The sequence below is a fragment of the Bradyrhizobium sp. CW1 genome, from assembly GCF_023100665.1.
Taxonomy (GTDB): domain Bacteria; phylum Pseudomonadota; class Alphaproteobacteria; order Rhizobiales; family Xanthobacteraceae; genus Bradyrhizobium; species Bradyrhizobium canariense_D.
In genome coordinates this window covers 1631210-1651920 of the sequence record NZ_CP064684.1, presented here as the reverse complement: position 1 = coordinate 1651920, position 20711 = coordinate 1631210, and the positions used below count along the sequence as shown (strand labels likewise).

Annotated in this window: 14 protein-coding genes and 5 pseudogenes; 11 read left to right on the top strand and 8 right to left on the bottom strand. The window is 61.7% G+C overall.

The features are described from left to right. Positions 1-151 precede the first annotated feature (151 nt). Positions 152-1070: pseudogene (locus IVB54_RS08015) on the top strand (division plane positioning ATPase MipZ). A gap of 109 nt (positions 1071-1179) precedes the next feature. Here IVB54_RS08015 and rpoH read toward each other — a convergent pair. Then, the gene (gene rpoH, locus IVB54_RS08010; protein ID WP_247542500.1) at positions 1180-2100 is read right to left on the bottom strand and encodes an RNA polymerase sigma factor RpoH; all 921 of its coding nucleotides are present in this window, start codon (positions 2098-2100) and stop codon (positions 1180-1182) included. A 295-nt stretch (positions 2101-2395) separates the two neighbouring features. On the opposite strand from rpoH, the gene IVB54_RS08005 reads away from it, so the two are divergent. Then, positions 2396-3034, top strand: a complete 639-nt coding sequence (locus tag IVB54_RS08005; protein WP_247400815.1) for a MarC family protein — start codon at positions 2396-2398, stop codon at positions 3032-3034. A gap of 249 nt (positions 3035-3283) precedes the next feature. Here the strand turns inward: IVB54_RS08005 and IVB54_RS08000 are convergent, their stop codons facing one another. Beyond that, entirely contained in the window at positions 3284-3493 is a 210-nt protein-coding gene (locus IVB54_RS08000) for a hypothetical protein (protein ID WP_247400817.1), read from the bottom strand. A 285-nt stretch (positions 3494-3778) separates the two neighbouring features. Here IVB54_RS08000 and IVB54_RS41375 point away from each other — a divergent pair, with 285 nt between their 5' ends. The 5 genes from IVB54_RS41375 to IVB54_RS07980 all read left to right on the top strand — a co-directional run bounded on the left by IVB54_RS41375 (position 3779) and on the right by IVB54_RS07980 (position 6836). Further along, positions 3779-4180, top strand: a complete 402-nt coding sequence (locus IVB54_RS41375) for an MFS transporter (RefSeq protein WP_253075702.1) — start codon at positions 3779-3781, stop codon at positions 4178-4180. After that, positions 4120-4899 carry an MFS transporter gene (locus tag IVB54_RS07995; protein ID WP_253075703.1) on the top strand — a complete coding sequence of 260 codons (780 nt, stop codon included), beginning with the start codon at positions 4120-4122 and terminating at the stop codon, positions 4897-4899. Before IVB54_RS41375 ends, IVB54_RS07995 begins: the two co-directional genes overlap by 61 nt. A gap of 481 nt (positions 4900-5380) precedes the next feature. After that, positions 5381-5833, top strand: a complete 453-nt coding sequence (locus IVB54_RS07990; RefSeq protein WP_018460190.1) for an Hsp20 family protein — start codon at positions 5381-5383, stop codon at positions 5831-5833. Positions 5834-5924: 91 nt separating this feature from the next. Then, positions 5925-6410, top strand: coding sequence for an Hsp20/alpha crystallin family protein (locus IVB54_RS07985; protein WP_247400952.1), 486 nt, complete (start codon positions 5925-5927; stop codon positions 6408-6410). Between the two features lie 99 nt (positions 6411-6509). Next, complete coding sequence (locus IVB54_RS07980; protein WP_247400819.1) at positions 6510-6836, top strand: SPW repeat protein; 327 nt, start codon at positions 6510-6512, stop codon at positions 6834-6836. A 69-nt stretch (positions 6837-6905) separates the two neighbouring features. On the opposite strand, the gene IVB54_RS07975 is transcribed toward IVB54_RS07980, so the two are convergent. Both IVB54_RS07975 and IVB54_RS07970 read right to left on the bottom strand, forming a co-directional pair. Beyond that, complete coding sequence (locus IVB54_RS07975; RefSeq protein ID WP_018460187.1) at positions 6906-7274, bottom strand: hypothetical protein; 369 nt, start codon at positions 7272-7274, stop codon at positions 6906-6908. 288 nt (positions 7275-7562) lie between these two features. Next, positions 7563-8543, bottom strand: a pseudogene (locus tag IVB54_RS07970) (erythromycin esterase family protein); the annotation flags it as partial. 115 nt (positions 8544-8658) lie between these two features. On the opposite strand from IVB54_RS07970, the pseudogene istA reads away from it, so the two are divergent. Continuing rightward, a pseudogene (istA, locus tag IVB54_RS07965) lies at positions 8659-10149 on the top strand (IS21 family transposase); the annotation flags it as partial. A gap of 8 nt (positions 10150-10157) precedes the next feature. After that, positions 10158-11021, top strand: coding sequence for an IS21-like element helper ATPase IstB (gene istB, locus IVB54_RS07960; protein WP_346658833.1), 864 nt, complete (start codon positions 10158-10160; stop codon positions 11019-11021). A gap of 3 nt (positions 11022-11024) precedes the next feature. Here the strand turns inward: istB and IVB54_RS07955 are convergent. Then, a pseudogene (locus tag IVB54_RS07955) lies at positions 11025-12038 on the bottom strand (protein-L-isoaspartate(D-aspartate) O-methyltransferase); the annotation flags it as partial. A 764-nt stretch (positions 12039-12802) separates the two neighbouring features. On the opposite strand from IVB54_RS07955, the pseudogene IVB54_RS07950 reads away from it, so the two are divergent. Together IVB54_RS07950 and IVB54_RS07945 are read left to right on the top strand one after the other, a co-directional pair. Continuing rightward, positions 12803-13156, top strand: a pseudogene (locus IVB54_RS07950) (Hsp20 family protein). 112 nt (positions 13157-13268) lie between these two features. Next, positions 13269-13556: a hypothetical protein gene (locus tag IVB54_RS07945; RefSeq protein WP_018460184.1), complete on the top strand. Its 288-nt coding sequence runs from the start codon at positions 13269-13271 to the stop codon at positions 13554-13556. Positions 13557-13891: 335 nt separating this feature from the next. On the opposite strand, the gene ftsH is transcribed toward IVB54_RS07945, so the two are convergent. The 3 genes from ftsH to IVB54_RS07930 all read right to left on the bottom strand — a co-directional run bounded on the left by ftsH (position 13892) and on the right by IVB54_RS07930 (position 19834). Next, positions 13892-15733, bottom strand: coding sequence for an ATP-dependent zinc metalloprotease FtsH (gene ftsH, locus IVB54_RS07940; RefSeq protein WP_018460183.1), 1842 nt, complete (start codon positions 15731-15733; stop codon positions 13892-13894). 187 nt (positions 15734-15920) lie between these two features. Beyond that, on the bottom strand, positions 15921-16193 hold the full coding sequence (locus IVB54_RS07935; RefSeq protein WP_083926592.1) for a hypothetical protein: 273 nt from the start codon (positions 16191-16193) through the stop codon (positions 15921-15923). A gap of 593 nt (positions 16194-16786) precedes the next feature. After that, the gene (locus IVB54_RS07930) at positions 16787-19834 is read right to left on the bottom strand and encodes an EAL domain-containing protein (protein WP_247777138.1); all 3048 of its coding nucleotides are present in this window, start codon (positions 19832-19834) and stop codon (positions 16787-16789) included. Positions 19835-20711 lie beyond the last annotated feature (877 nt).

The window sequence follows — 20711 nt, the reverse complement described above, 5'->3', positions numbered from 1 at the left end:
GCCATCTAGTTTGAAACCACGCAGCTTCCTCTTGGTTGTTCGCGATGCCCGCCTCGATTGAGCCACTCGACGGTCGCGACGGAGAAACTGCCCGAGAGAAATACTGACTCGGTCGGCACATTGTGGCGCCGTCCGTTTCAGAGGCCGGATCATGCTGAACGTCGACATACAAGCGGATGCCGCGCCCCACGTCATTGTGGTTGGAAACGAAAAGGGAGGTACGGGAAAGACGACGGTCGCGATGCATATCGCCGTCGCCCTGTTGAAGGTCGCCAGCGATTGGCGACTATTGATCTCGACGGCCGCCAGCGCACCCTTACCCGCTATATTCAGAACCGGCGCGACTGGGCTCGCAGATGTCATATCGAGCTCGAGCTGCCGACTCATTTCACCGTCACGCGTGCCGACGGTCTCAAGGTGGACGAAAACGAGGTCGCCGAGCTGCAGGAGTTCGAGCAAGCCATCGCATCCATCGGGCGCCGCCACGACTTCCTCGTGATCGATACCCCACCGCACGACAGCTATTTGATGCGGCTGGCGCATTCCATCGCGGACACAGTTGTGACACCGCTCAAGGACAGTTTCGTCGATCTGGACGTGCTGGCGAGCCTCGATGCCGTGACGCTGGGCATCATTGGCGTCAGCCACTACGGGGAATTGGTGCGCGAAATGCGTCGCCATCGCCGGTCTGTCGACGGCACCCTCATCGATTGGATCGTGCCGCGCAACCGGTTTTCCCCTGATCCGGCCTCAGGTAAATCGGTGCTATCTGAAAGCTTGAACGAACTGGGATTGGCGCTGGGCTTTCGAAACGGCGCTGGGCTACCTGAGCGTCCGGTTTACCGGAATCTCTTTCCCCGTGGCCTTTCGGGGCTGGACGGCGATGCGCCCGGTATTGATGCCGATGCGGCGCATGCCGTGGCTGAGCGCGAGGTGCAGAGCGTCCTGGATGCATTGAGGCTACCGGTAGACGGACGCGGTCGCCGCCGTGCGGCTGCGCGACGGAGTGGTTCGCAGCGCGAGGCGAGCCCCTTAAGCTCGACGACTTGCTCGCCGAACTGCCCCGCTGAGCCGCGGGGCACTTCTGTTGTGTCTAGCCGGTCGTCCCGAGAACCCGACCTGCCAGACGGCCTCGGCGGCACGGGCAGGTCAGGCTTGGGAGCTGATAGGGCTGGCTGGTCAGCCCTGAAGTTCGGAATGTAGGCGGGTTGGAGCCAACGAAGCTGCGTCTAAGCGAGCGCAGACTGCGCTTTTGATCTTCTGCAGCGCGCGCGCCTCGATCTGACGAATGCGCTCGCGCGACACGCCAAACGTGACAGCAAGCTCGTCGAATGTCGTCGGTTGTTCCGTCAGGAATCGCGCTTCGATGATGCTGCGCTCTCGCGAAGTCAGGGCTGCGAGCGCATTCTTCAAGGCGTCCCTTATCCGCTCGCGATCTTGTGCGTCGGAGACCAGCGTTTCAGGATCAGGCGAGGGATCGATCAGACGGTCTTGCATCTCCTCGGAGGTGTCCGCCTGCGCCATGGGCAGGTTGAGCGAAACGTCTCCTCGGATCCTTCCGTTCATCTCGACCACTTCGCGGGGCTCAACCTTCAATTGCCCAGCGATGTACGCGGCTTGCTCCGGTGACAGCTCGCCTTCCTCGCTCGCTCCTATTCGGTTCTTGAGCTTGCGCAAGTTGAAGAACAGCTTCTTTTGCGCTGCCGTCGTGCCGATCTTGACCAACGACCAGGACCGCAGGATGTACTCCTGGACGCTTGCCTTGATCCACCACATCGCATAGGTGGCGAGACGAAAGCCTTTCTTGGGCTCGAACCGTTTCACAGCCAGCATCAGCCCGACGTTCGCTTCTGAGATCAGATCGGCGACGGGCAAACCGTAGCCGCGATAGCGCAGCGCAATCTTCGCCGCCAGCCGCAAGTGACTTGTCACCAGACGGTATGCGGCCTCGCGATCGCCGTGTTCGCGCCATCGTTCGGCATACATTGCTTCTTCGGTCGGATTGAGCAGCGGGAAGTTGCGAATGGCCGCTAGGTACCGCGAGAGCCCGCCTTCAGAATAAACGGTGGGCATCGTTGATGGAAGTGACAGGGAGCTCATATCCAATTCCTCCTGAGAGCAAAGTGGGTTGGAGCACCGAGGGTGCGCCTTGGGCCCGGGAGCGGCACCCAAGCGCATCGGTCGCGCTCACAAAATCACGAACCAGTCGCATTGTTCCCGTCGCGCCTTGGAAAGAGCATCGGTTGGAGAGGCGCTCGGCTGGGGATGCCCGACCGGCGCCGCGGTGGCAGACAGTCTTGAGTGCCGGAGAAGCTTGTCGCTGCCATTCCGAGCTCATGCGCCCATATAGGCGAAATCGGCAGCGGTCATCGCAAGAGCAATGTGGGGACGAGCCATGGCCTGGAATCAATTTGTCGGAACTACCATGCTCCTGTACGCACTGAGCAACCCTATCGGCGCCATTCCGATTTTCTTGGCGCTCACTCGACATGCAGGCACCGGAAAGGCGCACCGGGTGATACTCCTGGCGTGCACAGCGGTAGGTACCTTCTTCGTCAGCTCGGTGCTCCTTGGCAAGGAGATCCTGAAGTTCTTCAATGTCGGACTGGACGATTTCCGCATTGCGGGCGGGCTGCTCGCGCTGGTGATCGCGTTTGAAATGTTTCAGGCGCAACATGGCAAACTGATACCGCGCTCGGACGAGGCGAGCCGCAGCGAAGTCGACGTCCACGGGCTCGCCATTACCCCTTTTGCCTTTCCGCTGCTGGTCGGGCCGGCCGAGATGGGCATCCTGATCACTCTTTCCAATGACAATCCGGGGTGGCTTGCCAAGGCATTCCTGGGCGCCGCCGCACTCGTGGCTACTTTCCTGATCGGACTGACGTTATGGATGGCCGCAGCGGTCCAGCGGGTGCTGGGTCGTACCGGCATCAGTGTCATGACCCGCGTGATGGCCCTTATCGTCGCCGCGATCGGCGTGAATTTCATTATGACGGGCATTCGAAGTGAGCTGCCGGGATTGGCAAGCCCATAGCCTACGACGGCATGACCGCCCCGCGGGCGACGTGCAGCGCCTCAAGAGAGAGCTGGCTGGAAGCGCAGCATCAGCTGTGGAGCGAATTGATGAAGGTGTCTAACATCGTTCGGCTTTGCTGGTGCTGGATCTTGTCTGGCGCGGCGAAGCAGAGTAACGGCCAAAGGCGACCAGGCTGCCGGCGATCAGCGTCAAATCGCCCGCGCCCTGTTGCGTGGTGGCGCCGAGTTGCCATCGGCTCTCCTGCCTCTATGCCGCGGGGTGCATCGGTGACGGCTTGGCGCGCTGCGCTGCGGCACGAGCCTTGGCAATGGCCATCCAGTCCCGCAGCAGCCCCTTGTCTTCCTTCGAGAAGGCCGCCCGCCGCTTGAGATCCTCGAACGTGTCGTCGGGGTGGCAACGCTCGAAGTCGGCGCGGACGAGCGACTCGAGATAGCTCTGTTCCTCGTTGTTCGCCATGCTGCCTGTTCCGTTTCCGAAGGCCCGCGTTCGCTGCTACGCCATAACCAATTTGCGACATGCTGGTTCGCGCCTAGGATCGACAAGACCGGATCGAGCCGTTGCGGACGGCGATGATCCGTTCGAAAGTGCGGAGTTGCTGGGGCAAGTGGGGTCGCGACTAGCTGGCCCTACTTGCGCCAGCTATGCATTCGGGCCTGTGGGATTTGAGGGCGCGGACTCGTGCGCGTAACCGGACCGTTCGCCTATGTTATGTTGTATGGCGCGCTATACGCAGCATTTGGCGTGGCATCACCGTTCTGGCCGAAGTTCTTCGAAGCGAAGGCGCTGAGCGCCCAGCAGATCGGGGGGCTACTCGCGGGCGCGATGCTGATGCGGCTCGTCTCCGGACCAGTTGTCGCAGCCTTCGCCGACCTGATCGCATCGTTGCGCCTTGTGCTCGCCGGCTGTGCGATCGTTGCCGCAGGCGCCGCCGCTGCTTTGCTCGGGACGGATACATTCGTGCTGTTGCTCCTTGCCGCACTGGTTCAGGCGGCGGCTCTTGCTCCTACGACCGCGATTGCCGATGCGTTGTCGGTCAATGCCGCGCGGCCGCGACGGCAGGGAGGCCCCTCGAGTACGGCTGGATACGAGGTGCGGGTTCGGTCGCTTTTGTGCTGGGCACGTTGGCAGTTGGGCAGCTCATAACTTCCACGGATCTCGCGCCGGTCGCCTGGGTGAATGCGATCCTCCTGATCGCGGCCGCCGGCGCAACGGCATGGGTTCCCCGTCCGGTCGCTCAAGCCTCATCGAGCGGCGGGCTCCGCTCCGCTGTGGACGAAGTGTTCGCAGTTCTCAAGATTCCGGGGTTCCGATCGGTTATGGCGGCTTCAGCTTTGGTCTACGGCAGTCACGCAATGCATGACGCCTTCGCGGTCATCCGATGGAGCGATTCTGGCTTGGCCCCGTCGACAATCAGCTTCCTATGGGCCGAAGCGGTCCTGGCAGAGGTCTTCGTCTTTTTGCTGGTCGGTCCGGCCATGCTTGATCGGTTTGGCGCCCGTGCCGCCGCTGTTCTGGCGGCCGCCGCCGGCGTCGTGCGTTGGTGCGTTGCGGGACTGACAAGCTCGGTTTTGCTCCTTGCGATGATACAGCCGTTGCACGGACTGACTTTTGCTCTGCTTCATCTCGCTTGCATGCGCCTCATGCGGCCCGTAGTGCCCATAACCATCGCGGCCACAGCCCAGGCGGTGTACGCGTTCGGCTCCGGACTGGTGAGCACGCTGCTGACTCTCGTTTCCGGCGCTCTCTACGAGGCGTATGCCGGGGCAGCATTCATTCCGATGGCAGCTCTCTGCATAGTCGCCGTCCCGCTTGCGTGGCACGGATTCGCGCGACGGACGGCCCGTTCTGGATCCTTTGGCTGAAGGAACCAGGCGACATACGCGCGTTGAATCCACCTAAAACTAAACCGCCGGCGTGGCGAATAGTTTGGAGTTGCCACTAGAGCGCGTGTCGTCTGTCTCCTTGTTCCTCGTCGGGTGCCCTCCGAGTCCGACCAGCAGACGGAAGATGATGGCGCGCGGCTGAGCGCTTGCCCGACAGCCCTCGTCCCGCTCTGCTCTCGGATCGGAACGGCCTCTCTGTGAGGCGCAGACGCGGGCCCATGCAACGGCCGGCAGACGGTCCTCCTAGGAACCCCGCCGCCGGCGTGCCGGGTGCTGAGCAGCACACCCGTGACTTCGAAAATTCAGCAGAAGAGCGGGCGGGATCTCTTGACGTCGAAAAACGTGCTTCTAAATGGTTGCTTGCCACCGGTGTGGCGCCGGACGCGTTCTACGGTCCGGCAGAAACCGCCGGAAGATCCCGGCGCGCTCTTATCCATGTTGCTCAAAGGAGGATATGGCTATGAGGACCTATGATCTGTCCCCATTCTGGCGTTCGAGCATCGGCTTCGAACGAATGCTTGACCTGGCCAACGACGCGATGAACGACAGGGACAATTATCCGCTGTACGACATCGAGCGGACTGGCGAGGACCAGTACCGAATCTCGCTGGCGTTGGCCGGCTTCACCCCGGATGAGATCACGATCACTGCGGAGCAATCCAAGCTCACCGTGGAGGGCCGCAAGGCCGACAAAGGTGATCACAACTTCCTGTTCCAGGGCATCTCCATGCGGCCGTTCCGCCGCGTGTTCAACCTGGCCGACCACGTCCAGGTGAAGAATGCGACGTTCGAGAGCGGTATGCTGATGATCAATCTGGTTCGGGAAGTGCCGGAGTCAATGAAACCGCGTCACATCGAGATCGGCTTGGCCGGCAATGACAACCAGCAAATCGAGCAGAAGCAAGTAGCCTGACCGGTCTACCGGTCAGAGCTGCGGGTGGTGCGCGGCGTTGCCGCGCGCCCGTCCGCACGCACGGCAAAAAGCAAACAAAGGAGAGAATACCATGGCACTGCGAGATCTCATTCCATTCGGAAATGGCTCACGGGAGATGTCCTTCCAACGCAATGAGGCCAATCCGTTCTTCGCGCTGCACAGCGAAATGAACCGGCTGTTCGACAATGCGTTTCGTGCGTTTGATATCGCCCCGTTCAAGTCAAACGGGCTCGGTTGGCCGAGCGTCGAAGTCAACGAGACCGAGAAGGACGTCAAAGTGGTCGCGGAACTGCCCGGTCTCGAAGAAAAGGACGTCAACGTCGAACTGCGCAATGGTCTGCTGACCATCAGCGGTGAAAAGAAGAGCGAGACCGAGGACAAGGAGCGTCGCTTCAGCGAACGCTATTATGGACGGTTCGAGCGGGCTATCCCGGTTGACGACATCGACCAGGACAAGGTCGCTGCGTCGTTCAAGAACGGCGTGCTGACGGTGACGCTGCCGAAGTCACCCACCGCTCAGCAGAAGGTGAAACGGATCGCAATCAACGGCAAATGAGTGTTTAGCCGGCGGGAGGTTCTGCTTCCCGCCGGGTACCTGGATCATGAAGGAGACGAACGATGTACAGCACTTGGAGAAAAAGAGCTGATACCCGACGTGCTCAATCTTCTGCTCGGGGCAGGCTTGTTCATATCCCCCTGGCTCCTGGGCTTTTCCAATGAGCGTACGCCAAGCTGGAATGCCTGGGCGAGCGGCCTCGTCATCGCCGCGCTGGCCCTTGCCGCCTTGACCGCGTTCGCCGAATGGGAGGAGTGGATCGCGCTTGCGGTCGGCGTGTGGGTCACGCTATCGCCATGGCTTGTGAAGTTCTCGAACAGCCCCACCGCGATGCCGGTCCACGTTGTCGCCGGCACGCTGGTGGCTCTGATCGCTGCTGTTCGGATCTGGTACGCCCAGGGCGGCCATGCGCAGGCCACAGCGTAAGGCCTGGTCCAACTGGCGGAGGGAGGCCGGCGTACGTCCAGGCCTCCCGCCACCCCAACTGACGCGGCGTTACTTTTCATTCAGCGCAAGGAATGCGTTCCAGGCGGCAGTCGCCAAAATCTGGGACGGGCGGCGGCGGCAAGCCTTCTCAAGTTCAGTTATGATCAAGTCGGTATCGACAATCGACTGCTTCTGGCCGCTTGCCGCAGCCACGTAGTTTAGTCCACTCCAGAACCCTTCAACCCATTTCATCACGTCGACCTTACTGGCGCGTCCGGTCTCGATGACATCGCACCTCTCGGTGCCCAGGCCCGCGATGTTGATACGGACACGAGCACTTTCCGCGCGGCAGGGCGAGACAAACAGAATAATCAGCGCGAGCATCGCCGCCGAGACGCGCCGCCAAGAAAGCGCATAAGAATAGCCGATCTCCGTCATCGATGATCTCTGGCAGGACTGCCTCTATGGCGCGGGGCGGTTGCAACATCGACAAGAACTCGCATCGAGCGGAAACGATCCAAACGCGTTTCCGCGACTACAGGTCTCAGGAGGATCATCGTCGGGTGCGAGTCAGGTTGTGCCCCGCTTCGGGCGATGTGGGTTGCTCCACAAATACTACGAAACGCTACAGTGGCTTCCATGTCGAGCCTGTGCGCCTGTCGCGAACTCGCCAATTGCCTGGTAGCAGGACTGCAGCTTCGATAGCTGCCCTCGCGCCAGCTCGCATCACAGGCCGAATGGATAGGTGTCGGGGACGCCGGCACGGCAATGTTCGGGCCCTAGAGGCCGGACTGCGTGAGACTCGTCGCACCACAAGAACGCATCAAACTGCTGGGGCAAGGAGGCTTCCGCGTAGTGGCTTTGCAGTTCGGTGTCGGGACGGTAGATAACTCCGATAAAACGTTCGAGCCGCGGCTCGATCAGGCGACGGCGAAGGCTCTCATCGCGGCGAAACTCGAGAAGGCCGCGCGCCACACCGGCGTCGTGAAACTGGCGCTCGTAGCTGTCCGGCCGAGAGGCCCGCACCTGCATCACTTCCATCTCGCCGTCCCAGTCCGACGCGGCGGCCACGGTACCCCTATGGGTGCCAAATCCGACCAAGCATGCTGCGCCAGCGAACTTATTTCGACAAAGCTGACCGAGGTTCAGCTCCTCCCGGACGACACCCATCTCCGTGAAGCGGGCATCGCCGATATGAGAGTTGTGCGCCCAGACCACTGCCTTCGATTGGGGACCTTGCGCCTCGAGGATATGCCCCAAGGTCTCGAACATGTGGGTATCGCGCAGATTCCAAGATTCGGCGCCTCCGTAATACATGATCCGATAGTAGCGTTCGGCGGATGCGACAAGAAGCGCGTTCTGCGCCGCGTCCAGGAAGCTGTCCGGGTCGTTCGCGGCGTAGTCGAGTTGCTTTCCGAGGATCTCCTGGCACTGCCGGACCACCTCCGCCTCGCATTTTCGATAACCTTCGGTCAGGACGGCACGACCGTAGGTCGATGGTTCGCGCTGCCAAGGGGTCAGGCACCCATAACGCTCGCGCGCAATTGCTGCTGCTGCAGGATCTACCCTATCGAGATAGGTGAGGACGGCGGCGATGGAGCTTCGCATGTTGTAGATATCGAGACCGAAGAATGCGGCCCGATCACGCGCAGGCTTTCTGTCGTTGTGTTCGCGCATCCACTCGACGAAAGCGGCAACATCCGTATTGTGTCATTCGGCCTGCAATATTGACCCCCTAAGCCGGGGGATCGGCGTCCAAAATTGACCCCCTACAGGTTGGTCTGTTGCGCTGCCTGCTTCGTCATGAAGCAGGTGGTCGGGGATGCTGATCGTGGAGACAATCGCCCGGATACGGCGCGAGCACTTCATCAAGGGCAAGACGATCAAGGAGATCGCCCGTGACCTGAAGGTGTCGCGGAACACAGTCCGGAAGGTGCTGAGATCGGGAGAGACCTCATTCGAGTACGAGCGTGTTGTCCAGCCGCGGCCGAAGCTGGGACGATGGGCAGCAGAACTCGACGGGTTGTTGTCAGGGAACGCGGGCAAGTCCGCTCGCGAGCAACTGACATTGATCCGGATGTTCGAGGAGCTGCGTGAGCGCGGCTATGACGGCGGTTACGACGCCGTGCGGCGCTACGCCAGGCGATGGAGCAAGGAGCGCGGACAATCCACGGCCGCTGCCTACGTCCCGCTTAGCTTTGCGCCCGGAGAAGCTTACCAGTTTGACTGGAGCCACGAGGTCGTCCTGCTCAATGGCGTGACGGTGATGGTGAAGGCCGCCCATGTCCGGCTCTGCCACAGCCGGATGCTGTTCGTGCGTTGCTATCCGCGCGAGACACAGGAGATGGTGTTCGACGCCCACGACCGGGCGTTCGCCCTGTTCAAGGGCACCTGCGTGCGCGGCATCTACGACAACATGAAGACGGCGGTGGAGACGATCTTCGTCGGCAAAGGGCGTCTCTACAATCGCCGCTTCATGCAGATGTGCAGCCACTACCTGGTCGATCCGGTTGCCTGCACGCCAGCGTCGGGTTGGGAGAAGGGCCAGGTCGAGAACCAGGTTGGGCTTGTCCGGGAGCGCTTCTTCACGCCGCGGCTGCGGTTCAAAACCCTCGACGAGTTGAACGCGTGGCTGCTGGACAAGTGCATCGCCTACGCCAAGGCGCACCGGCATCCAGAACTGGCCGAACAGACGGTCTGGGAGGTGTTCGAAGCCGAGCGGCCGAAGCTCGTTCCCTATGCCGGCCGGTTCGACGGATTCCACGCGGTGCCGGCATCGGTCTCGACGACCTGTCTGGTGCGGTTCGACAACAATAAATACTCGGTCACGGCCAACGCTGTCGGGCGGCCTGTCGAGGTTCACGCCTACGCCGACCGCATTGTGATCCGTCAGGACGGACGCATCGTTGCCGAGCATGCTCGCTCGTTCGGCCGCGGCGAGACGACCTATGATCCCTGGCATTACGTGCCGGTACTGGCTCGCAAACCCGGTGCCTTGCGCAACGGCGCTCCCTTCAAGGACTGGGTGCTTCCGGCTGCGATCGAACGTGTGCGGCGTAAGCTTACCAGTGCCGACGATGGCAACCGGCAGATGGTCGATATCCTCAACGCGGTTCTGACCGACGGCTTGCCGGCCGTCGAAGCAGCCTGCGCCGAGGCGATCGCTCACGGCGTTCATTCCGCCGATGTCGTGCTCAACATCCTGGCCCGCCAGCGTGATCCTGCGCCGCCAGCCAACATTCTCACCCCGGCCGCACTGACATTGCGCCACGCCCCGATCGCCGACTGTGCCCGTTACGACAACCTCAGGAGAACCATCTGATGGAACGTACTCAACTCTTCGACCTCATGGGCGAGCTCAAACTCTACGGCATGAAGGCTGCCTTCGACGAGATCATGGCGACCGCTGTCAAACGCCAGCACGAACCCCAGCGCATTGTCGGCGACCTGCTCAACGCCGAGATCAACGAGAAGCAGGCCCGCTCGATTAAGTACCAGCTCACCATCGCCAAGCTGCCGCTGGCCAAGGATCTCGAGGACTTCCAGTTCGAAGGCACACCCATCAACCAGACGCTGGTCAATGATCTCGCCGGCGGCGGCTTCATCGCCCAGCAACGTAACGCCGTGCTGATCGGCGGTACCGGCACCGGCAAAACACATATGGCCATCGCAATCGCCAGAAGCTGCATCCGATCCGGTGCCCGCGGCCGCTTCTACAACGTGGTCGACCTCGTCAACCGTCTGGAGATCGAGACCCGCAATGGACGGCAAGGTCGGATTGCCGAGCATTTGACCCGGATGGACTTCATCGTCCTCGACGAACTCGGTTATCTACCGTTCGCCCAATCCGGCGGCCAGCTCCTGTTCCACCTCGTCAGCCGGCTCTACGAGCGCACGTCCATCGTCGTCACCACCAATCTCGCGTTCGGTGAATGGCCCAGCGTCTTCGGCGACGCCAAAATGACCACCGCGCTTCTAGATCGCCTGACCCACCATTGCGACATCGTCGAGACCGGCAACGACAGCTGGCGCTTCAAAAGCCGCGACGACGATCACGCAACCCGCGCTCGCACCGTCTCCGCAACCCCGACCAGCTCCGACGGTGCGAGCGCTACCGCCAAAACCCGCCGCTCGAAGGGGTCAAAATTGGACGCCGATACGGGGTCAAATTTGAACGCCGATTGACATATTGCGCCACATCCAGCTTGGGAAGCGCTGGAACGGCTTCCCGCTCGAGCTGCGGGACGCTCGCTGGCGAACGTATCGGTCGATCGCCGCGGCGTCAGGCCAATCTGCTTCGACGGCAACGGCCGTAAAGCCGTGCTTCTCAATCAGGCGGCGCGTGATCGCGGCTCGCGCCTGGTAGAACTCAGACGTGCCGTGGCTGGCTTCCCCAAGCAGAACAATCCGAGAGGACGCGAAGCGATCAAACGGCTCGCCGAATGCGGGATCGTCGAAAGGCGGCAAGGGGTCGACGGCGGCTCGGATCATGTCCGGGAGTGAGCGGAATTGGGCCTGTCCGGGAACGTGATTGCTTGCAGAGCGCGTCCCATCTTCGGCCCATCCGTGCTCGCCGATCAGGGGCACGAAACGCACTGCTCCGAAGGCTTCTTCCTCGTATTCGAAGTCGCTCCGGCGGGTGAGCCGCAGCAATGATTGTTCGTGCTCGAAATCGCCGACGGGGATGACGAGGCGCCCGCCGATCGCCAACTGTTGCTTGAGCGGCTCCGGTATCGCTGGTCCGCCAGCAGCGACCAGTATTGCATCGAATGGTGCCTCCTCGGGCAAGCCTCGTGTGCCGTCCGCCGTATGGACAACGCAGTTCGTGTATCCTAGTCTCGAAAGACGGTCGGCTGCGACACTGGCCAGATCACCATGCCGCTCGATGGTGTGAACGGTTCTGGCGAGCCGCGAGGCCACGGCCGTGGCATAGCCTGAGCCGGTTCCGATTTCGAGAACCTTATCTGCCGGGTTCAGTTCGGCCGCTTCGGTCATCAGTGCGACAATGTAGGGCTGCGAGACAGTCTGGGCGTGCGCAATCGGCAGTGCGCCATCCTCGTAGGCGAATTCCTCGAAGCCAGGTTCGACGAACCGCTCCCGGGGCACCTGCGCCATGGCGCTCAGAACCCGCCCGTCGCGGATCCCGCGACCTGCAAGTTGAACCTTGACCATGCGATCGCGGAGCTGTGCGAAATGCGCCATCACGCCTCCGTTCGTCGGAGTCTCTTTCGACAAGCAATCGGGCGCGGGCGGAATCGGTTCCTCCAGTCAGCTCACCCATGAGCTAATAAGCACCCGTTGCTCGCGCCGGCCGGCGGTGATCGATACCACCCGAGGGGGCGCAACCGCGCCTCCTGAGAGACTGGCATTTCTTTGGAACCGGAGGGGGGGAGAGCTTCTGGAAGGTCCGGCAGATCGCGCGGGATCTCTTGGGCGGAAGGCCGGCTCGCGATCCGAGGGACGGCGGGTCGACGTTCCGAGCAGCCGTCGCGGCGCGTCTTGTTCGCACCGCCGTGCCTGGCGTACGCGCGATCTCCGGCCCTACGGCGACTTCAGGCGCGTTGATCATGGACTTGCCGCCTGAGAGGCGCTGGCGTCCGGATGAGGGATAGCCCCTGCACAGGTGTGGCCGGTGAACGATGTATGCCGCCGACAAGCTAGAAAGGGTGCTTGATAGTCCCGGAGCGGTCGGGCATCGCCGAGTGCGTCTGCTGGCCGGCAATCGCCTCGCAGACCGCGCTTGCGCCCGGTATTGAAACGGCGGGGCCCAGCGGGAGGATGTGAAAACCGGTCAGTGGCGGTTCGAGCCGTAGCCGAGCCCTGCAAATCAGCAGAGTTCGCAGGTGGCGCTCTTATCGACATCAGCTTGCGAGGCATAGGGCCTTGAAAATGGCCGCGTCCATTCTAATTCCATTAGTGCAGCGCTGCTTCATGTGCTGCTCCGGGTGCCTTCTTAGGACGCGGCTATCGGGCGCCGGAATCCGCCCTACAACATCGAGCGAAGCGACGAGGGCCACTATCAGATATCGCTCGCTCTGGCCGGCTTCTCGCCTGACGAGGTGACCATCACCGGAGCAGAACATGCTGACCGTCGAAGGCCGCAAGGCCGATCGAGGTGCCCATCAGTTCCTGTATCAGGGCATCTCGTCTCGCCCGTTCCGGCGGCAGTTCAATCTAGCCGAATACGTGCAAGTAAAAGGCGCGTCCCTGGTGGACGGCTGCTCAAGATCGAGCTGGTGCGTGAGGTCCCGCAAGCAATGAAGCCGCGTCAGATGGCCGGCAACGACAATCAGAAGCTCGAGCACCAGCAGATGGCCTGAGCCTCTGCCGCTGACTCCTCCCCGCGCCGCCGCTGCGCGGGGGAGAAATCTTGGCTGCACCGGCCGGAACAGCCATTGCTGTTGATCTCGGCGCGTATGCAGGAACAAAGTCATGGAAAGCGGGACTTCAACGAACGTCCAGCAGATCGAGCGCAACTTTCTTGCAGCCTTCGAACCGCCTCTGGCCGCCACCGCCGGCATCGTGGGGCGGGCAAAGGAGCTGGCACTCGCCTTGAAACACCTCGTCGAGCGCCAGCTACTCAGACGAGCGGGCGAAGATCCGATTCCCGGCTCTGCAATTGCGTTTCGTCTTGTCAGGCCGACGTCCCCGGAACGGCTCGCCAAGGCCAAGGATCAACCGCGGCCCGAGGCCATCGCACAGCGCAGCGCGGCGAAGTAGCGCGCCGACACAGGTCCAGCGTCACGGCTGAGTAAGTGACACAGAGCAGGCGCTCGGCACGTTTGCAACCGAAACGCAAATGGCCGCGTTCGGTCGTCGGTCGATCTGGGGGTGAGAGGGATGGACGATTGAGATCTGGTGACTTTAAGCGTGACGCTGGCATCATGTTGGTCGGGGGCAGCTCTACCTGGAGAACACAGCCGACCCGTCGACTCGCCATGAGCCATCTGCTTTGCCAGCCCTTATCTCGAACGCGCCGTCACCATATGAGAACATGACTGAGCCGCGCAGGGGCACTGGGACGAACCCTGCCGGTTGAGCCGCGTGCCTCCTGCTCACACGGCCCGCAGAGCTTCTTTGGGCATCTCCCGGATCAGCGCGTCAATATCGTTCTGCTCCAGCGTCTCTTTCTCCAATAGCTTTTTGGCCGCGCGGTCGAGAATTGGACGGCGAGTCGTCAGGATGGCTTCGGCCCGCTCCAGAACCCGATCGACAATGTCCTTGACCTCACGGTCAACGCTGGCAGCGGTTTCCTCCGCGTAGTCACGCTCACGAACCGGGTAGGGCCGGTCCGCGCTCGCCAGGAAATTGCCAGGCTCGCCCTCATAAGCGACGCTCCCGAGCTTTTCCGACATGCCGTAGCGGGTCACCATGCTGCGGGCGATGTCGGTGACACGGCGCAGATCGTCCGCCGCTCCGGTTGACAAATGACCGAAGACGATCAACTCCGCCGCTCGGCCGCCCAGCAGGACCGCCATCTTGTTCTCGAGCTCCTCTTTGGTCATCAGGAAGCGATCTTCGATGGGCCGTTGAATAGTGTAGCCGAGGGCTCCGACGCCCCGAGGAATGATCGAGATCTTGTGCACCGGATCCACGCCGGGCAATGAGAGCGCGACCAGCGCGTGGCCCAGCTCGTGATAGGCAACGATCTCGCGCTCTTTGGCATTGAGTAGCCGGTTGCGCTTTTCGAGACCTGCGACCATGCGCTCTACCGCATTATTGAAGTCGCTCATCGTGACCGCATCTCCGCCGCGTCGAGTGGCGAGGAGTGCCGCCTCGTTGACGAGGTTCGCGAGATCGGCGCCGGTAAAGCCCGGTGTCAATGCGGCGATGGCATCCGGAGCAACGTCAGGTGCGATCTGCACCTTTTTCATGTGAACTTTGAGGATCTCGATACGGCCTTTCTTGTCCGGCCGATCAACCAGCACCTGGCGATCAAAGCGGCCGGCCCGGAGCAGCGCAGGATCGAGTATTTCTGGCCGATTCGTTGCAGCGAGGATCACCAGGCCCGAGCGCGAGTCGAAGCCGTCGAGCTCGACCAGGAGCTGATTCAGTGTCTGTTCCTTCTCGTCATGTCCGCCAGCAAAGGGGTCGATGCCACGGGCCCGGCCCAGCGCGTCGAGTTCGTCGATGAAGATAATCGCGGGCGCCTTTTCGTGTGCCTGCTGGAACAGGTCCCGCACGCGTGCCGCGCCGACACCGACGAACATTTCGACGAACTCCGAACCCGAGATCGAGAAGAACGGCACCTTGGCTTCGCCGGCCACTGCCTTGGCGAGCAAGGTCTTGCCCGTCCCGGGCGGACCGACCAGCAGCACGCCCTTCGGCATGCGGCCGCCGAGCCGGCCATAGTCGGAGGGATTCTTCAGAAAGTCGACGACCTCGCGAAGTTCGTCCTTGGCCTCGTCCACACCGGCGACATCCGCAAAGGTGATGCCGGTGTTGGACTCGACATAGATCTTGGCCTTGCTCTTCCCGATCTGCATCAGGCCTCCTCCAAGGCCACCTCCTTCGGCAACGCGGCGGCCGATGTACCACCATACGCCAAAGAAAAGCAGCACCGGCATGATCCATGAGAGCAAGTCGCGGAGGAACGTGCTCTCGATCTGGCCGGTGAAACGGACGTGGTATTTGTCCAGCTCCTGCGCCACGTCCTGGTCGACGCGGGTGGTCACGAACTGCTTCTGCCCGCCGGGCAACGCCTCTTTCAGCGTTCCCTGCACAGTGCGATCGGAAATACCGACACTGTCGACTTTACCGTCCCGGAGCAGTTGCTGATATTCACTGTAGGGAATGACAGCGATTCTGTTCGCCGCAGCGACGACGTACTGAATGAACAGCAGCGCAAAGATCGCGAAAACAGCATACGCGAAGTTAAATCGGCTCTTCTGAGTCATGCCATAGGCTCGATTTGAGTAGCGACGGGCTGTTGGTCTCTGGAACAACTAGTAAGAACAGGCGAGGTTTCAGGACGAGTGCCGGACAGGACGGAGGCACATCAACAGGGTCATCTCAGCAAAGCGCTGAAGCCTGCGCGTTCGCAGGAAAGGCCCGGTTCGCTTGAAACCGGGCCCTCCTTCTGGGCTACCAACCGTACCAATAGGGATAGGCCGGCCGATAATAGCGGACCACCCGGTATCCGGGACGGTAGTAGTAGGGTGGCGGGCCATAGACCGGTCCATAATAGACTGGCGGCGCGGCCGCAGCAGCCAATGTTCCGGCAAATAGCCCGAGAGCAAGTCCGGGGCCGATGCCCGGGCCGCCCCAATGATGATGACGCCAATGAGCCGAAGCCGGCGCAACCGATCCGATGAGGAGCGTTGCTGCCGCGACGATTGCAAGAGCAAGCTTTCTCATGTCACTTTCCTCCAAAATTCCCGCGCGAAAGGAGCGCTTGTCTTCCCTCTTGATTTTCACTTTGCCGAACTGCTGCCCGGCAACTATTCAAGTTAGAAGCCGTCGGGGCAAGTTCAAGTCTCGCAAGGTTTAGGAAACCAGATTGGACGTAGCCGCAAAGAGGAGAAGCTCGACGGCGGCGTCATCGTGCCTTCTTCGACTGCTACGGCTTCACAAGCAAGCGTACGCTTTAAGGCCTGATCTGGTCGGCAAACTACCGCCGTATCAATTCGAGCCTATCGGAGGTTGTCGCCTCATCAACCGCCGGTGACGAGGTGGGCCTTGCTTCACATGTCGCGGACATGAAATGCTTCGGGACGGCAGCCATCGCCTTTGGCTATCCGCGCGAGCGCTAGTGGTGAATAACAGCGGGTCCGTCGACCTTTGGCTATCCGCGACTGGCGCCGTTGTGAACGGCGGGCGATGGCTCCGCGACATCGAACGTCTTGATTCGAGATTTGTTCCGGAGGTCTGCTGTTTACTGGCAGCCGCTTGCGCGAGGGCGGCAGTTCGTGCGCAGGAGCCGAGACCCTGCCGCCGGACCGTCCCGTGCCTTACGATGCCGCTTGCATCACGTCGTGCTTGGTCTCTCTGTTGACCGCCAAGCGCCGGGGACGCCCAATCAGGTAGCCTTGCATTTCGTCGCAGCCTTCGTGCAGCAGGAGCGACATCTGCGCGTCGGTCTCGATCCCTTCGGCAAGGACCGGCACGCCTAGCCCGTGAGCGAGGCCGATCACGGCTCGGACGATGGCGAGCGATCGTTCGCTCTGGCCGAGCGATGCAACAAAGCACCGATCGATCTTGATCCTGTCCAGAGGAAACGCTTCGAGGTACGACAGGGAGGAATACCCCGTGCCGAAATCGTCGAGTGCGAACAAAATTCCCAAGGTCTTGAGAGATTGCATTGTCTTATTGGCGCGGGCGATGTCCTCGATCAGGACGCCTTCCGTGATTTCGAGCTCGAGCCGCGATGGCGCCAGCCCGGTTTCACGAAGTGCCTTGCGGACATGCGCGTCGAGATTCTCCCGGCGGAACTGCGCGGCCGAGACGTTCACCGCAATCCGGAGCGGCTGATCCCATGAGGCGGCCTCCCTGCACGCTTCCATCAGCACCCAGTCGTCGATCTGCGCGATTGCCCCGCTCTTCTCGGCGACGGGGATGAACTCTCCCGGAGCAATGATGCCGCGCACGGGATGTTTCCAACGCACAAGCGCTTCGTATCCGGCGATCCGCCCATCCCGGCGCTGCTGCGGCTGGTACTCGAGGTACAACTCTCCCCGTTCTACGGCGAGCCGGAGATCGTGCTCGAGGGCGCGACGGTTGCGCAGCTGCTGATCCATGGCGCTCGTGAACAGACGTATTGCGCCCCTGCCTTCGTGTTTCGCGCGATAGAGTGCTGCATCGGCGTTGGCCAACAGTGAGACGACATCACCGGCGTCTCTCGGGAAGAGGGCCACGCCGACACACAAATCTACCTTCAAGGCGTGACCTTCGACCTCGATCGGCTGATCGAAGGCCGCTCGCATCCTGGTGGCAAGCAATTCCGCACTGGCCGGCAAAGGTAATTGGTCGGTGAGACCGATGAACTCGTCTCCCCCGACGCGCGCCACATAAGAACCTTGCGCTGCCTCCTGCAGACGCCTGGATGCTTCGCGAAGGACGGCGTCTCCGATCGCGTGTCCAAACAGATCGTTGATTTCCTTAAAGTGGTCGAGATCGATGCAGAGCACCGCGAGCCCGCCGTCCGAGACTTCCGCTCGTTGGATCGCGGCAACGAGATGCTGATCCAATGCGGTCCTGTTGGGCAGGTCCGTGAGCGCGTCGTGGCAAGCCAGATAGCTGATCTTCTGTTGCGTCCGATTGCGCTCCGTGACATCGAAGGCGACGCTAACGTAGGCCTGGCGTCCCTCATAGATGAGCGGTCGCGACTCGATCACGACCTGGATTGCGTCCCCGCAGGCACTCTTGTGCAGTTCGAAATCGCGTTCGGCACCGCCATCGGTCTCACCGTGCTCGAGCTGCGTTTCTGACATCGCCAGGAGAGCTTCGCGGGCATATCCATAATGGCGGCACATCGCGCCGTTCACGGCAATGAGTTGTCGCGTCTTGGCGTCAGCCACCCACATTGGGAGCGGGTTTTCCTCGAAGAGCAGGTGGAAGGACGCTTCGCGGCGCTTCAGGTCGGTGATGTCGATCCGGACCCCGATACTGCCTCCGTCCCCGGTGCGTCTCTCCTTCACGCGCACCCACCGGTCACCGGCCAGATGCTGCTCATGGGAGTAGCGCGGCAAAACGTGACAGGCCATGCGCTCTGAAAGCCATTCCTCCTCGCGCCCGATAGCGTCCGGGTACTGCCCCCGAGCTAGGCCAACCCGGAGAATATGTTCGAACGGCGCTCCGCTCTCGAGCGCCTCTTCGCTGGCCGTATAGAACTCGGCGTATTGCCGATTCCAAAGAACCAGACGATCGTTCTTGTCGAATACCGCCAGCCCTTCCGGGACGACGTCGAGGGCCTCCGTGAGGTGGGTATGCGCGGACCGGGCGGCAGCTTCCGCCTGCTCGGCAGCGGCCTTGGCCTCGGCAAGTGCGGCTTCGGTCCGGTGGCGCTCAGTGATGTCCTCGTGAGTCGCGACCCATCCGTTCCCCTCCATCGGCCGGTGCCGGATACGCACGATGCGACCGTTTGTCAGTTCGACTGTGGTATCGGACTGTCGAGCGATCACTGGGGCGCTGTTGCGCCAGACGAGATATTCGGCCTTCGACATCTTTGGTGCACTGCCTACCGAGTACCGAAGGTCCACGATCGCATTCAGGCTCATGCCCGGCCGAACGAGTTCCGGATCGAGATCGTAGACTTCCAGGTATTGGCGGTTGCAGACGATTAGGCGCTGGTCCTCGTCGAAGAAACACAGGCCCTGCGACATGTTGTTCAGAGCGGTGTCAAACCGCTCGGCAAAAGCGGTGGCGGTCTGCTCGGCAGCCCGCGCGCGCGCACCTTCTTCGGTCATCTTGCTGTGGGTCTGGACCAGTTGAACGAAGGACCGGAAGTTCGTGTTGATCATGCGGCCGAGCAGACCGAGCAGCAGCAACAGATTGATCCCGAGTGAGATCATCATTGCGTCGCCGGAGAGGAGCAGCAACGTCCCGATCGGTGCACCGGCAATCAGCATCGTCAGCCGAGAGGCAGGCGGGAAGCTGCCGAGGCAGTAGGCGGTGCCCACACAGCCCATGAAGACGAGCAATGCCACCGGGGCTCGCAGACTAGGCTCAACTGTCCCGAACAGCGCCAGGATCCAGAACACGAAGCCGGCGTTGAGCACGACCGCAACAAGGCGGGTCTTGGCTAATTGACGGTAAGCCTCTTCGGGCGAGAAATCGGTGCCGTTCAGCCGAATCCATTGGGATAATCGAACGAGACACATGACGAGGAGTGCGGCCGGCAAGCCGAACCTCAGCCATGGTGAGACGGTGGACGGGAGGACCAACCCTACGCTGATACTGTCGACGAGCAGCGCCGCGTAGAGCGCCGGCACCTGTTTGCGCAGGATGCGGAATTGCTCGACCAGCAGCGAGCGACCGACTGGATCGGTCGTATCGCCCACTGAGAATGCGCCACGGATTTGCTTAAGTATGCCCATCGAGTTAGCCCTAGCCGGCGTCAAGCTAAGGCAGAACACAGAAAGAGCGCGTAAAGGCGCTTGGTTTCTTCCGCCTTAACGCCTCTGCTGCAAGGCGAGGCACGAGTCTGGTGGCCGGCACGATCGAGCGCGCGAACAGGTGCTGCATTTCATGCGAGTGAACACCTGCTCCGGATGTTTAAAGACGTCAGCCGCAGCAAACGGAGCGGCTCCGGCCGAGAGAGTGGGACTCTCTTCCCCGATCCCGCAAACACGCAAAAAACCCCACAAAACAAGGATTCCAAAAAAACCGGTCGCAATTTGTGACCACCGCTGTGTACCACCTGACCGGCCGATTCCACCATGAAACTCGGTCAATTTCGACGCGTTTCAGACCGGCCACATGAATTCTTGGACTTCTCGGCGCGTCCCGCTCCGGCGCCGCCTGGCAACGCGGCCTGCCGCAACCGGTAAACGCTGCTTGCCCGCGGCTCGGGCATGCCGCCACCCTGCGCCCTTGAGCTAACTGCCCCAAGTCTTGAAGGAGCTGTCGACCGTGGGATCGGGTTGATCGACGTATCGCGGCACCTGTCCATACCGAAAATCCAACGGCGCCTCGAGTGCGCGACCAAAGGCGCGCGCCCTATCGAATGCAGAGCGTCATGCTCCTGACGGTACTGCAGAGGAGCAGCAGTCGCACTGAGCGGCAGAGCAACGATCAAACCAAGACTATCCATCGAATGTTTCACCTCCGTCATAGTGGGCATCCAGTGGCCCTCGGCGTCCAGAGTGCGCCCGCCTCGGGAAACAGGCTTCGTCAGGCCCTGTGAGGATTCGGGGGCCGGCACGTAGCCGGGCGTGG